Raw genomic sequence first — 13,910 nt, forward strand, 5'->3', positions numbered from 1 at the left:
CGCCGGGAATCAGAGGATGACCGGGCCGCCCGTGATGATCCCGATGAGGTAGACGAGGAAGCCGAACGGCGTCGTGGGCGCGATGAAGGGAGCCATCTCCCCACGATATCGGCGCCCACGGGCCGTCGGCGAGAAATCTGTCAGTCGCCTCGGGCCGCGAGGTCGGCCAGGCGGGGCACCAGCAGTGCCAGAGCCTTTCCGCGATGGGAGGCAGCGTCCTTCTCCTGCGGACTGAGCTCTGCCGAGGTACGGTCCTCGCCCTCGGGCCGGAACACCGGGTCGTAGCCGAATCCACCGGCACCGCGTGGTGCGCGCACGATCTCCCCGCGCCACTCCCCCCGCACCACGATCTCCCGATCACCCGCGTCCTGCCCCGAGCCCGGGAGGACCAGCGCACACGCCGACACGAAGGCGGCTCCGCGCCGCTCGTCCGGAACGTCCGTGAGCTGTCCCAGCAGCAGCGCGGTGTTGGCCTCGTCGTCACCGTGCCGCCCCGCCCACCGGGCCGAGAGGACACCCGGCATCGCGTTCAAGGCATCGACCTCGATCCCGGAATCGTCGGCGACGCACGGGAGACCTGTTGCCGCCGCGCCGTCCCGCGCCTTCGCGAGCGCATTCTCCTCGAACGTCGCACCCGTCTCCGGGGCCTCCGGGTAGGCCGGGACGTCGTCCAACCCGACGAGGGCGATCCCCGAGACGTCCGCCGCGATCAGGACTCGCTCGAGCTCGCGAAGCTTCTTGGCATTGCGGCTGGCGACGAGGACCCGAACCTCAGACACCGAACTTCTTCTTCGACTCCGCGGGCGCTTCCGGAAGTTCCCCGGGGTACGGCAGTTCGAGGGCTGCCTTCTGCACCTCGAACAGTTCGACGCAACCGGCCAACGCACTGTCGAGCATCTTGTCGAGCGTGGAGCGCGGGAAGGTGGCCCCTTCGCCCGTTCCCTGGATCTCCACCAGCGTCCCGGTGTCGGTGGCCACGACGTTCATGTCGACCTCGGCGCGCGCATCCTCCTCGTAGGGAAGGTCGAGCCGTACCCGGCCGTCGACGACGCCGACGCTGACGGCGGCGATGGCGCACGAGATCGGCTGCGGATCCGCCAGACGTCCCGCTGCCCGGAGGTAGGTCACCGCGTCCACCAGCGCGACGTAGGCGCCGGTGATCGCCGCGGTGCGCGTGCCTCCGTCGGCCTGCAGGACGTCGCAGTCGAGCGCGATGGTGTTCTCGCCGATCGCGGCGAGGTCGATACAGGCGCGCAGGGACCGCCCGACGAGCCGGCTGATCTCCTGGGTGCGGCCACCGACCTTGCCCTTGACCGATTCACGGGAGCTGCGGGTGTGTGTCGCGGCGGGCAGCATCGCGTACTCGGCGGTGAGCCAGCCCAGACCGGAGCCCTGCCGCCACCGGGGCACTCCTGCTTCGACGCTGGCCGTGCACATCACCCGTGTCTGCCCGAACTCGACCAGCACCGAGCCCGCGGGATGTGCGGTGAATCCTCGGGTGATCCGAACCTTGCGGAGCTCGTCGTCCGCCCTACCGTCTTCTCGTGTGGTCACAGCCAGAGCCTAGTGCAGCCCCTGCGGCGCCCGGCTGGACCTCGGCGCCCGGTCAGATCTCGTAGACGCCACCGGCGGTGACCGCGTGCACCGGTCCGGCGAACTCGGCCTTCGCCTCGGCGATGACGTCCTCGCGAGACGTCCACGGCGGGATGTGTGTGAGAAGCAGCTCGCCGACCCCCGCGAGCGTTGCCACCCGGCCCGCTTCCGTCCCGGACAGGTGGATCCCCTGGGGGCGGTCGGGACTGTGGGTCCAGGACGCCTCGGACAGCAGTACGTGCGCTCCGCGGGCGAGCTCGACGACCTCGTCGCACATTCCGGTGTCGCCGGTATAGGTGAGGATGCGTCCGTCCGCGTCGGTGATGCGCAGCCCGTAGGACTCGGGAGGATGGTCGACCCGGCCGGCACGAACCGTCAACTCACCGAACTCGACGGCAGCACCGTCCGTCCACTGCCGCAGATCGATCGTGTCGGAGATGTCGTCGATCTCGCCACCGCACTCGGCGGACGCCACCCCGATGCGGCAGGCCGCGTCGGAGGGCCCGTAGACGAGAGCTCGTCCGGTGGGCGGCGACGGGTGGTAGCGCCGCCACACCAGGAGCCCGGGAAGGTCGAGACAATGATCCGCGTGCAGGTGGGTGAGCAGGACCGACACCTCCCCCGGGTCCGCGTACCGCTGCAGGGCACCGAGGACGCCCGGGCCGAAATCGAGCACCACCGGAGGCGTACCGGGAGCGGTCAGCAGATAACCCGAGGCGGGCGAGTCCGGTCCGGAGACGCTGCCCGAACATCCCAGGACGGTGAGGCGCATAGGGTCATGCTGCCACGCCGAGGGGCCCGGGAAAAAGCCTCCGATGTCGGCGGCGCGTCAGACTCACACCTACAGTCCGACTGTGACCCGCGAGTACACCACTCCCCCGACGTGGTTGCGGGTCACATACCGGTCAGGCCGAACCCAGTGCCCGACGTCTGCGATCGTCGGCGGAGAGCACCCAGGCGGCGAGTACCCCGCCGGCCGCGCCGAACAGATGTCCCTGCCAGGACACGAGCGGTGTTCCCGGCAGGACGCCCCACAGCAGGCCCCCGTAGACCACGAACACCACGACGCCGATCAGGATCTGGCCGAGACTGCGGGTGAAGACCCCGCGCACCAGGAGGTACGCGAGCCATCCGAACACGAGGATGGAGGCACCGATGTGATTCGTGTAGGCACCACCGATCAACCAGGTACCGAGTCCGCCGACGACCCAGATGATTCCGGTCGCGGCCAGTCCACGGACCAGTCCCGATGCCAGGACGAGGAACCCGAGGACGAGCACCGGAACGGTGTTCGCGAACAGGTGGGCCCAGTCGTCGTGCAGCACGGGAGCGAACAGCACACCCCACAGGCCGTCGAATGAGCGCGGCGTGATTCCGGCACGCTCGATCCGGTCCCCGGACAGCACGTCGAGGATCTCGACGACGTAGAGCAGAACGGTGAACCCGCCGACCACCGCCGCGGCCTGTTGCCATGCGGGACGCGACGACGGGCGCGGCGCAGGGGGCCCACCGCCGGCCGGGCCGTTCGACGACGGCACGTTCGGCGGAGGGAAGTTCGGTACGGTCACGGCATTCTCCTCAGGCCCACAGCTGCCCCTCCAACGCTTCCTCGGCGTCCTCGAGGGTACCCGCGTACGCACCGGTCGACAGATACTTCCATCCGGCATCGGCGACGACGAACACGATGTCGGCACGCCGCTGCGCCGCGACCGCCTTGCGTGCGGCGCCGAGCGCGGCATGCAGGACTGCGCCGGTGGAGATCCCGGCGAAGATTCCCTCCTGTTCGACCAGTTCCCTCGTGCGCCGTACCGCGTCGCCGGGTCCGACGGAGAACCGTGACGTGAGCACGGACTCGTCGTACAGCTCGGGCACGAATCCCTCGTCGAGATTGCGCAGGCCGTAGACCAGCTCTCCGTAACGCGGTTCGGCGGCGACTATCTCGACACCGGGAACCCGTTCGCGGAGGAAGGCGCCCACGCCCATCAACGTGCCCGTGGTCCCCAGCCCCGCCACGAAGTGGGTGACGGAAGGCAGATCGCGCAGGATCTCGGGACCGGTTCCCTCGTAGTGCGCACGCACATTCGCCGGATTACCGTACTGGTAGAGCATGACCCAGTCCGGATTCTGCGCGGCGAGCTCCTTCGCCACGGCGACCGCCCGATTGGACCCGCCCTCCGCGGGCGAGTCGACGATGCGTGCCCCGTACATCGTGAGCAGTTGCCGACGCTCCACCGAGGTGTTCTCGGGCATCACGCAGATCAGCTGATAGCCCGCTACTTTCGCCGCCATTGCCAGCGAGATCCCGGTGTTGCCACTGGTCGGCTCCAGGATGGTCGCTCCCGGGGTGAGCCGGCCGTCCCGCTCAGCCTCCTCGATCATCCGCAGCGCCGGCCGGTCCTTGATCGAACCGGTCGGATTGCGGTCCTCGAGTTTCGCCCACAACCGCACCGGGACTTCGGAATCCCAGCCGGGCGAGAGCCGGGGCAGGCCCACGAGCGGGGTGTCACCGACCGTGTCGAGGTAGGAAGCGAAGCGGGCCATCGGGGTTCACCCGCCGGCGACGGCGGGCAGTATCGTCACCGAGTCGCCGTCGGCGACGGGGGTCGCCAGGCCCCCGGTGAAGCGCACGTCCTCGTCGTTGACGTAGACGTTCACGTATCGATGCAGTGCGCCGTCGGAGAGCAGCCGTTCCCGGATTCCCCCGTGGTGTGCCTCGAGGTCGTCGACGATCGCGGCCAGGGTGGACCCGGTGGCTTCCACCCGTTTCGCACCGCCGGTGTACGTACGCAGGATGGTCGGGACCGATACGGTGACCGCCATGGTGGGGCTCCTTCGCGAGAGGGGTCCCGCCGACGACGCCGGCGGGTCGGGACGTCTACACGATCCGGATCTCTTCCTCGGTGATCTCCCCGTCGGCGATCCGGAAGCTGCGGATCTCCGCATGGTCGGGATCACGGGTGGAGATCAGGACGTAGTGCGCGTGCGGCTCCGCGGCGAGCGAGACGTCGGTGCGGCTCGGGTACGCCTGCGTCGCGGTGTGCGAGTGGTAGATCACGACGGGCGTCTCGTCGGCCTCGTCCATCTCCCGCCACACCTTCAGCTGCTCGAGCGAGTCGAATCGATAGAACGTCGGCGACCGCTCCGCGTTGATCATCGGAACGTGCCGCAGGGGCACCTCTGTACCCTCGCGGCCGGCGAGTACCCCGCACGCCTCGTCGGGATGGTCGGTCCGCGCGTGGCGCACCATCGCGTCGACGAGATCGGATCGAATCTCCAGCACGTCCTTCCCCTTTCGCCGTGACGACCCCGCAGCTTCCCGACTCCAGCTTCGTCGGCTCCGGTCAGCCGGGACCGGCGAATGCCGAGGGGAACACGTCCCGATAGCTCGGAATTCCCGCCACCGTCGTCGCCTCGAGAATCGCCTTCACGACGGCTCGTTCGACCACCTCGGCCGCCACCTCGCACACTGCGGCCCGCACCGCCAGGTCGGGAGCGAACGCCGACGGCATCGCGCCTTCCGCTCCACCCGGGCGGGTACCGGTGGCGACCGCGAAGATCGTGTCCCCGTCCAGCGGCGAATGCGCGGGACGGATCGCACGGGCGAGGCCGTCGTGGCCGGCGACAGCGATCCGGCGGCACGCGTCCTTGGGTAGTGCCGCATCGGTGGCGACGACGCCGATGGTGGTGTTGAACACCGTTCCCTTGGCGGCCAGTTCGGCGGCCGTGTCCACGTCCGCGGGCCGGGGCGCGGTCAACCCGAAGCGTCCCGGGTCGCCTCCGGCCCCCCACGGCACTCCGGTACCGGGATCGAACACCGCACCCACCGGGTTGGCCACCATCAACGCCGCCACGGTGACTCCATCGGCGGGCCCGGAGGAGATCGTCGCGCTCGCCGATCCGACTCCGCCCTTGATCGCACCGGCCCGGGCGCCGGTGCCCGCTCCCACCGATCCGGTGTCACACCGGGTGGAGGACGCGGCAGCGGCGGCGAGGTAGCCGAAGGTGGAGTCGGGTCGCGTCTGCCAATCACCCACGGGGAGATCGAAGATCACCGCGGCCGGCACGATCGGGACCACCAGGCCCTCGCCACCCATCTCGATACCGTGGCCGTGTTCCTCGAGCCACCGGACGACGCCGTCGGCGGCGGCGAGTCCGTACACACTGCCGCCCGAGAGCACGATCGCGTGCGCGTGCCGGACACTGTTCTCGGGCGACAGCAGATCCGTCTCCCGTGTCCCCGGCCCACCGCCCCGGACGTCCACCCCGGCGACAGCTCCGTCCGGAGCGAGGACCACGGTCACCCCGCACGCCGCGCCCCGGCCCGGTACGCCCGGGACTCCGACGGTGGCGTCCTCGTCGAGTCGGGAGTGGTGCCCGACCCGCAGGCCCTCGACGTCGACGATCGAGTCGGTGGCTCCCGGTGTGGTGTCGGTCATCGGGCCTCGATCCGGGTCGGTGTATCGCTGACGATCAGGGAGCGAGCGCCTGGACCAGTGAGTCCTGCATCCAGGTCAGCCAGTGGTAGACGTCGAAATGGGGTGCCCGCGGATCGTCCGGATCCACCTCGTCCGGGGTCTGGGAATCGATGCCGAGATTCGTCCCCATCGCGAGCCGGACGTCGTTGATGGCCGAGAGCCAGGCGTCGGCCTGCTCCGGGGTCAACACCAGCTTGCCGCCGTCCGGCGGCACGGTGTCGAGTACCACCGAGCCCGCGGCGACCTTGGCGTCGATGATCTCCGGCTCGTGCAGGCCGCGCAGCGCGCCGTTGGCGTCGGCGGTGGCGTCCGCGTCGTCGAGACCGCCCTGATCACTGCGCTGGAAGTCCGGGAGGAGACGAGCGACGACCGGGTCCTCGGGCGGCGCGGTGTTCCCGCTGCGCAGCCCGGTCAGTTCGGCCAGCTCGTCGTCGGGCGCGGACTTCGCTCGCTCGTCCAGCAGACCCAGGACCGAGGTGACGAGGGAGCGCAACACCGCCGCCTCGTGCGCGTCGATCTCGGAGCGAAGCTTCACGCCGCCGAGAGAGTTCTTCCTGTTCCACATCCGCACGTCGCTACCGAGTCCTTCTCCGTCGCCTCGTCCCGACCGTCAGGCCGGCTGTCGGGTCAACTGTCGTCGCGCTGCATGGTCGCCCACAGTCCCGCGCCGTGCAACCTGCGCACGTCGTTCTCCATCTTGTCGCGCGAACCGCTCGAGACGACCGCCTTGCCCTCCGAATGCACCTGCATCATCAGGTCCGTCGCCTTGGCCTTGCTGTAGCCGAACAGCTTCTGGAAGATGTACGTCACGTAATGCATGAGGTTGACCGGGTCGTCCCAGACGATCGTGACCCAGGGTCGATCGATCGCCTCGTCGAGGTCCGTCGCCTCCGATTCGGCAGGGGTCACCTGCGGGGATGCTGGCATGGCATCTCGGAGCGGTGGTGCTGTCGAGTTCTGAGCCATGGTTCAAGGGTACGACGCCTCGACGCGACGGCAACACCCGCACGGCGCCCGGAAGTGCATAAAGTGACGGTTGTGACTGCAGAATTCACCTCCGCGGACGGGCCGGGCAGCAGCGCTCTGCTCACCGACCAGTACGAGCTGACGATGCTGTCCGCAGCGCTCGCGGACGGCACCTGGAACAGGCGATGCACGTTCGAGGTGTTCGCCCGCCGGCTTCCCGGAGGGCGACGCTACGGGGTCGTCGCCGGCACGGGGCGTCTGCTGGAGTTGCTCGGACGGTTCCGCTTCGGGGAGGAGGAGCTCGCCGTGGCGGAGTCCTTCCTCGACCCGGACACCGTCGCCTGGCTGCGGGACTACCGGTTCACCGGGGACATCGACGGCTTCCCCGAGGGGGAGTTCTACTTCCCGGGTTCTCCGGTGCTCTCGGTGACCGGCACGTTCGCCGAGTGTGTCGTCCTCGAAACCCTGGTCCTGTCGGTGCTCAATCACGACAGCGCCATCGCGACCGCGGCCGCCCGCATGGTCAGTGCGGCCGGCGGCCGCACCCTGATCGAGATGGGTTCACGCCGCACCCACGAGCAGGCCGCGGTCGCGGCCTCGCGGGCCGCCTACCTCGCCGGCTTCGATTTCACGTCCAACCTCGAGGCCGTCCGTCGCTACGGATTGCCGGGCGCGGGCACGAGCGCGCACGCCTTCACCCTGCTGCACACCGGGGCGGACGGCCCGGACGAGAAGGCCGCCTTCCGCAGCCAGATCGCCGCTCTCGGGGTGGGGACCACGCTGCTCGTGGACACCTACGACATCACCGAGGGCGTGGCGAACGCGGTCGCCGTGGCCGGGACCGGGCTCGGCGCGGTCCGCATCGACTCCGGCGAGCTCGGTGTCCTCGCCCACCAGGTGCGCCGCCAGCTCGACGATCTCGGAGCCACCGACACGAAGGTCGTCGTCTCCGGAGATCTGGACGAGTATTCGATCGCCGCCCTGCGCGCCGAGCCGGTCGACGTGTACGGGGTGGGGACGTCGTTGGTGACCGGGTCGGGTGCGCCGACCGCCGGAATGGTCTACAAGCTGGTGGAGGTCGACGGCCTCCCGGTGGAGAAGCGGTCGAGCCACAAGGAATCGAAGGGTGGCGCGAAGCGGTCGGTCCGGGTGTCCCGTGCCACCGGCACGATCGTCGAGGAACTCGTGTACCCGGCGTCGATCCCCGTCGAGGACGTGGTGCGTGGCGCCACGGCGTCGGGGCTGACGGCGCGGGCCGTGACGGTCCCGTTGGTCCGCGGTGGCGAGATCGTCGACGATGCTCCTACCCTCGAACAGGGACGGGACCTGTTGGCCGCCGGCCTGCATGCTCTCCCCTGGGAGGGTCTGGGATTGTCCGAGAGCGAACCCGCGATCCCGGTCCGCTTCGTCGCCGGCGGGCAACAGAGTTCGGCCCACTCCCACCCCGGAGGTGCGCAATGACCGCAAGGGCGCTCGTCGTCGTCGACGTGCAGAACGACTTCTGCGAGGGCGGATCGCTCGCGGTGGCCGGTGGTGCCGCCGTCGCCGCCGCGATCGGCACGCACATCGCGGAGCATTCCTACGACGCGGTGGTCGCCACCAAGGACCACCACATCGATCCGGGCGACCACTTCTCGGACGAACCCGATTTCGTCGACTCCTGGCCGGTGCACTGCCGGGTCGGCACTCCCGGTGCCGAGTTCCATCCGGCTCTCGACACCTCGGCGGTCGAAGCCGTGTTCACCAAGGGTGAGTACTCGGCCGCGTACTCCGGGTTCGAGGGCTCCGAGGAGGACGGTGCGGAGCTCGCGAGGTGGCTGCGGGCACGCGGTATCGAGGAGGTCGACGTGGTCGGCCTCGCCACCGATCACTGTGTGCGCGCCACCGCGCTCGACGCCGCACGGGAGGGGTTCACCACGACGGTCCTGCTCCCCCTCACCGCCGGGGTGTCCCCCGCGACGGTGCAGAGCGCGCTGACCGAGCTCGCCGACGCCGGGGTCCGGTTGGAGACGGTACTGCCGTCGGCTGCCGAGTCCGATCCCCAGCCCTGAACTCACAGCCCTGAACTCACAACTGCGCCCTTTCTCCGAGCCGTGCTCTCGAAGTTTCGAGGGCACGGCTCGGAAAGGGGGCGCGTACATGTCCCGAGACACCCGCATCGCTCGGTGGTGACGGTGGCCTGGACTAGCCTGCTCGAGTGGCCCTCGATGCTCCCGACGTCCGAACCCTGCCCGCCGTCCCCGACCTGTTGCGGACGGCGGTGTCCGCGCTGGGCGGCCGGGAGCGCACCAATCAGCTGACGATGGCGTCCGCGGTGGCGCACTCGATCGACACCGGCGAGCACCTCGCCGTGCAGGCGGGCACCGGCACCGGCAAGTCCCTCGCCTACCTGGTCCCGGGGCTGCGGCACGCGGTCGAGTCGGGAAAGACGGTCGTGGTGTCCACTGCCACGATCGCCCTGCAGCGCCAGCTCGTCGACCGCGACCTGCCCCGGCTGGCCGACGCGCTCGAGAAACCACTCGGCCGACGGCCGGAGTTCGCGATCCTCAAGGGTCGCGGCAACTACCTGTGCCTGAACAAGGTGCACGCCGGAATGGCCGACGAGCCCGCCGACGACGAATTGTTCGACCCGTTCGCCGTGTCCCGTCTGGGCCGCGAGATACAGCGCCTGGTGGACTGGTCCTCGAACACCGAGACCGGCGACCGCGACGACCTGTCCCCGGGAGTCAGCGACCGGGCGTGGCGTCAGGTCAGCGTGTCGGCGCGAGAGTGCATCGGCAAGTCCCGCTGCCCGATCGGCGAGGACTGCTTCGCCGAGCGTTCCCGCGCGCATGCCGGTCGTGCCGACGTCGTGGTCACCAACCATGCCCTGCTCGCGATCGATGCCATCGCCGGGATCTCGGTGATCCCGGAACACGACGTCGTGATCATCGACGAGGCGCACGAGCTGGTGGACCGCGTCACCGGTGTGGCGACGGCCGAGCTGGCGCCCGCCACCGTCAGTGCGACGGCACGCAGGTGCGGAAAGCTCGTCGAGGAACAGGACGCGGACCGTCTGGAAGCGGCGGCCGAAGGCTGGGCGGGACTGCTGGAAGAACTCCGGCCCGGCCGGTGGGAGGCGCTGCCGGACGGGGCCGGCCCGGCGCTCGCCGCGATCCGGGACGCCGCGTGGGCACTGCGCACGGCCATCGGGCCGATCCGGTCCGGAGCAATGGACCCCGAGGCCGCTGCCGCGCGCAACGCCGCGTTGGTGGCCGTCGAGGAGGTGCACGACGGCGCGGTACGGATCCTCACCGCGTTCGACGAGCCGGATCCGGCGCAGCGGAAGGACGTGGTGTGGCTCGCCGCCGACGAGCAGCGGGGCACCGTGCGTCGCACGGTGCGGATGGCACCGCTGTCGGTCGGTGGGCTGCTGCGCACCCGCCTGTTCGACGAGTCCACGGTGGTCCTCACGTCGGCCACGCTCACCGTGGGAGGCTCCTTCGACGGGTTGGCCGTCAACTGGGGCCTGCCCGCGCAATCCTCCGCCGTGATCGACCCGGCGACGGCGACCGGCAAACGCGCACCGTCGGACGACGAATCGATCACCTGGAACTCCCTGGACGTGGGGTCACCGTTCGACCATGCCAAGGCGGGCATCCTCTACGTCGCGACGCACCTGCCCCCACCCGGCCGGGACGGGCTGGCGCCGTCGTACCTCGACGAGATCGCCGAACTGGTCGAGGCGGCGGGCGGGCGCACCCTCGGCCTGTTCTCCTCGATGCGGGCGGCGAAGGCGGCCGCGGAGGCCATGCGCGAGCGCCTGGACACTCCGGTGTCCTGTCAGGGCGAGGACACCACGGGGGCGCTGATCGACGCGTTCGCCGCGGACGAGCCGACGTCGCTGTTCGGCACCCTGTCCCTCTGGCAGGGCGTGGACGTGCCGGGCCCGTCGCTGAGCCTGGTGATCCTGGACCGGATCCCGTTCCCGCGCCCCGACGATCCACTGCTGGTGGCGCGGCAGCGTGCGATCGAATCCCGCGGCGGCAACGGATTCCTCTCGGTCGCAGCCAATCATGCCGCCTTGCTGCTCGCCCAGGGAGTGGGCCGGTTGCTGCGCAGCACCGACGACCGCGGCGTGGTCGCGGTGCTCGATCCGCGGCTGGCGACCGCCCGCTACGCGGGCTATCTGCGCGCGTCGCTGCCACCGTTCTGGGAGACCTCCGACCCCGCGGTGGTCCGGAAAGCACTGGGACGCATTCGCGACTCGCGTCTCTCCTGAGGTTCGCGACGGCCGCGTTCCTGCCGTTTCGCGGCGAGCCGGTCACCCACCCTATGCTCGTCCGATGGACCTAGCGATCTCAGTTCGGGGACTGACCAAGACGTTCGGCGACGTGAGCGCACTGAACGGGCTGGACCTGGAGGTTCCGGTAGGCCGGATCCACGGGTTCCTGGGACCGAACGGCTCCGGAAAGTCGACCACCATCCGCATCCTGCTGGGCCTGATCCGGGCGGACGGCGGGCGGGCGAGCGTCCTCGGCGCGGATCCGTGGACGCAGGCCGTACCGCTGCACCGTCGGCTCGCCTACGTTCCCGGTGATGTCACGCTGTGGCCGAACCTGACCGGTGGAGAGGCGATCGACCTACTGGGGCGGCTGCGCGGTGGAGTGGACCGGCGCCGACGCGACGAGTTGATCGAGCGGTTCGACCTCGACCCGACCCGGCGTGGGCGCACGTACTCGCGTGGCAACCGGCAGAAGGTGGCTCTGATCGCCGCGCTGGCCGCGGACGTCGATCTGCTCGTCCTGGACGAACCGACCACCGGCCTGGATCCGTTGATGGAGGCGGTGTTCCGGGACTGCATCACCGAGTTCGCGAGCGCCGGGCACACCGCCCTGCTGTCGAGCCACGTCCTCGCCGAGGTCGATGCGCTGTGCGAGTCGGTCACCATCATCCGCGCCGGCCGGACGATCCAATCCGGGACGCTCGCGGATCTGCGTCAGTTCACCCGGACCACGGTGACCGCGACGACCCGGATCAAGCCGAATCCGATCGCGGGAGCGCCGGGCGTGCACCATCTCCGGGTGGGCGCGACGCCGAACACCGTGACCTTCGACGTCGATTCGGATCAGTTGGATCCGGTGCTCACCACGCTCACCGGGCTGGGCATCGTCGCGGTGAAGGCGCAGCCACCGACACTCGAGGACCTCTTCCTGCGCGAGTACTTCGACGCGTCCGGACACGGCGGACCGGGGTCGGCGAAGTGATGCAGTTCCGCGGATTCACCGTGCTCGCCGAGCTCGCCCTGCGATCGGACCGGTTCCGGATTCCGGTGTGGGCGTTGGCCATCGCCGGGTTCACCGCGCTCACCGCATCGAGCTACGCCACCCTCTTTCCCGACGCGGCTGCACGCGCCGCCCGGGCCGAACTGGTCTCGTCCCCGGCGGCGACAGCACTGGCGGGTCCCGGCTACGGTCTCGACGACTACACGCTGGGGGCGATGGTCGCCAACGAGATCGGCGCGATGGCGATGGTCGCCGCGGCGGTGATGTCGGTGCTCCTGACGACCCGCCACCTGCGGGGCGAGGAGGAATCGGGGAGATCCGAACTGGTGCTGGCGGGCGTCGTCGGGCGGTTCGCACCGATCGGTGCCGGGCTCGCCGCCTCGGTCGTCGCCAACGTCTTCGTTGCCCTGTCGCTCGCGATCGGGCTGCTGGTGGCGGGGGTGCCGCCGGGCGGTGGCGTGGTGCTCGCCGCGTCGGTGTTCGTGGTGGGCCTGGTCTTCACCGGCACGGCGGCTCTGCTGTGCCAGTTCACCGAACACGCCCGCACGGCGGTCGGTGTCGGCCTCGGTGCGGTGGCGCTCGCGTACCTGCTGCGCGCCGTCGGGGACGTGCGGGCGAAGGAGAGCGGCAGCGTCCTGTCGTGGCTGTCGCCGATCGGCTGGGGCCAGGCGACACGCGCCTGGGTGGACACCCGCTGGTGGCCGCTGGCGCTGGGTCTCCTGGTCTCCGTCGGACTGGTCGGTGCCACCTACGTGGCGGCCCGCAGCCGCGATCTCGGCGCGGGGATACTGCGACCACGACGCGGGCGCGCCGAGGCGAGCCCGCGGCTCGACGGAATCGCCGCGCTGGCCCTGCGGGAACAGCGCGGGATCCTGCTCTCCTGGGGGCTCGGCGTACTCGCACTCGCCGTGCCGGTCGGCGCGCTGGGACAGCAGATCAGCACGTTTCTCGAGCAGGATCCCACGCTGACCACGATGCTGCCCGGCGGCGTCGATTCCGCGGCGGACGGCGCCTACGCGCTCTACGTGGTGTTCCTGGCGATCCTCGCGGCGATGTACGCGGCCGCGGGGGTGTCCCTCGTCCGTTCCGAGGAGGAGGCCGGGCGCGCGGGACAGACGCTGGCCGGGCCCGTCGCCCGGGTCCGGTGGCTGGGCGAGCAAGCCGCAGTGATCGCCTGCGGTGCCGTGGTGGTCGTTCTCGTCGCGGGGGCCGGTATGGGGATCACGGCGGCGGCCACGCTGTCGGACGGTGGAGCGTTCCTCCGATTGCTGGGCGCGGCAGCGAATTCGGTCCCGGCCGTGCTCGTCGTCACCGCGGTGGCGGTCGCGGTGTATGGGTGGGCACCCCGTGCCTTTCCCGTCGTGTGGGGCTACCTCGGGTACGTCCTCGTCGTCGGAATGTTCGACGAGGTGCTGCCCGGATGGTTCGCCGCCGCGTCCCCCTTCCACCACACCCCGGCTCTGCCTGCGGCAGACGTGCGGGTACTGCCGCTGCTCGCGCTGTTCCTGGTGGCGGTGGCGCTGACCGCCGCCGGGCTCGCCGGGTTCCAGCGTCGGGACCTGACTCGCTGACCGATTCCCCCGCCGTCCCGCCGTCCCGCCGTCCCGCTGTC

General features: G+C 70.3%; 15 protein-coding genes. 5 read left to right on the forward strand and 10 right to left on the reverse strand.

Going from position 1 to position 13,910, the window contains the following annotated elements; all coding sequences use genetic code 11:
* Window positions 1-140 precede the first annotated feature (140 nt).
* The 10 genes from G4H71_RS02305 to clpS form a co-directional block, all read right to left on the reverse strand.
* Window positions 141-779, reverse strand: a complete 639-nt coding sequence (locus G4H71_RS02305) for a non-canonical purine NTP pyrophosphatase (protein WP_072739203.1) — start codon at window positions 777-779, stop codon at window positions 141-143.
* Entirely contained in the window at window positions 772-1,554 is a 783-nt protein-coding gene (rph, locus tag G4H71_RS02310) for a ribonuclease PH (RefSeq protein WP_072739201.1), read from the reverse strand. Before rph ends, G4H71_RS02305 begins: the two co-directional genes overlap by 8 nt.
* A 52-nt stretch (window positions 1,555-1,606) precedes the next feature.
* The gene (locus G4H71_RS02315; RefSeq protein ID WP_072739199.1) at window positions 1,607-2,365 is read right to left on the reverse strand and encodes a cyclic nucleotide-degrading phosphodiesterase; all 759 of its coding nucleotides are present in this window, start codon (window positions 2,363-2,365) and stop codon (window positions 1,607-1,609) included.
* Window positions 2,366-2,498: 133 nt separating this feature from the next.
* Window positions 2,499-3,131 carry a rhomboid family intramembrane serine protease gene (locus G4H71_RS02320; RefSeq protein WP_072739314.1) on the reverse strand — a complete coding sequence of 211 codons (633 nt, stop codon included), beginning with the start codon at window positions 3,129-3,131 and terminating at the stop codon, window positions 2,499-2,501.
* A gap of 40 nt (window positions 3,132-3,171) precedes the next feature.
* Window positions 3,172-4,134: a PLP-dependent cysteine synthase family protein gene (locus tag G4H71_RS02325; protein ID WP_072739197.1), complete on the reverse strand. Its 963-nt coding sequence runs from the start codon at window positions 4,132-4,134 to the stop codon at window positions 3,172-3,174.
* 6 nt (window positions 4,135-4,140) lie between these two features.
* A complete protein-coding gene (locus G4H71_RS02330) occupies window positions 4,141-4,413 on the reverse strand; it encodes a MoaD/ThiS family protein (RefSeq protein ID WP_072739195.1) in 273 nt (90 codons plus the stop codon).
* A 55-nt stretch (window positions 4,414-4,468) separates the two neighbouring features.
* The gene (locus tag G4H71_RS02335; protein ID WP_072739193.1) at window positions 4,469-4,873 is read right to left on the reverse strand and encodes a M67 family metallopeptidase; all 405 of its coding nucleotides are present in this window, start codon (window positions 4,871-4,873) and stop codon (window positions 4,469-4,471) included.
* Window positions 4,874-4,934: 61 nt separating this feature from the next.
* Window positions 4,935-6,029 carry a P1 family peptidase gene (locus G4H71_RS02340; RefSeq protein WP_072739192.1) on the reverse strand — a complete coding sequence of 365 codons (1,095 nt, stop codon included), beginning with the start codon at window positions 6,027-6,029 and terminating at the stop codon, window positions 4,935-4,937.
* Window positions 6,030-6,063: 34 nt separating this feature from the next.
* A complete protein-coding gene (gene aosR / locus G4H71_RS02345) occupies window positions 6,064-6,639 on the reverse strand; it encodes an oxidative stress transcriptional regulator AosR (protein WP_072739190.1) in 576 nt (191 codons plus the stop codon).
* Window positions 6,640-6,695: 56 nt separating this feature from the next.
* A complete protein-coding gene (gene clpS, locus G4H71_RS02350; RefSeq protein WP_174561878.1) occupies window positions 6,696-7,034 on the reverse strand; it encodes an ATP-dependent Clp protease adapter ClpS in 339 nt (112 codons plus the stop codon).
* 72 nt (window positions 7,035-7,106) lie between these two features.
* Here clpS and G4H71_RS02355 point away from each other — a divergent pair, with 72 nt between their 5' ends.
* The 5 genes from G4H71_RS02355 to G4H71_RS02375 all read left to right on the forward strand — a co-directional run bounded on the left by G4H71_RS02355 (window position 7,107) and on the right by G4H71_RS02375 (window position 13,869).
* Complete coding sequence (locus G4H71_RS02355; protein WP_255314917.1) at window positions 7,107-8,495, forward strand: nicotinate phosphoribosyltransferase; 1,389 nt, start codon at window positions 7,107-7,109, stop codon at window positions 8,493-8,495.
* Window positions 8,492-9,085 (forward strand): isochorismatase family protein, encoded by a 594-nt coding sequence (locus G4H71_RS02360; RefSeq protein ID WP_072739186.1) that lies wholly within the window; start codon window positions 8,492-8,494, stop codon window positions 9,083-9,085. Before G4H71_RS02355 ends, G4H71_RS02360 begins: the two co-directional genes overlap by 4 nt.
* A gap of 146 nt (window positions 9,086-9,231) precedes the next feature.
* Window positions 9,232-11,295 carry an ATP-dependent DNA helicase gene (locus G4H71_RS02365; protein ID WP_072739184.1) on the forward strand — a complete coding sequence of 688 codons (2,064 nt, stop codon included), beginning with the start codon at window positions 9,232-9,234 and terminating at the stop codon, window positions 11,293-11,295.
* A gap of 64 nt (window positions 11,296-11,359) precedes the next feature.
* Window positions 11,360-12,280 carry an ABC transporter ATP-binding protein gene (locus G4H71_RS02370; RefSeq protein ID WP_072739183.1) on the forward strand — a complete coding sequence of 307 codons (921 nt, stop codon included), beginning with the start codon at window positions 11,360-11,362 and terminating at the stop codon, window positions 12,278-12,280.
* A complete protein-coding gene (locus G4H71_RS02375; protein ID WP_072739312.1) occupies window positions 12,280-13,869 on the forward strand; it encodes an ABC transporter permease in 1,590 nt (529 codons plus the stop codon). Before G4H71_RS02370 ends, G4H71_RS02375 begins: the two co-directional genes overlap by 1 nt.
* Window positions 13,870-13,910: the final 41 nt, after the last annotated feature.

The organism is Rhodococcus triatomae (assembly GCF_014217785.1).
Lineage (GTDB): Bacteria > Actinomycetota > Actinomycetes > Mycobacteriales > Mycobacteriaceae > Rhodococcus_F > Rhodococcus_F triatomae.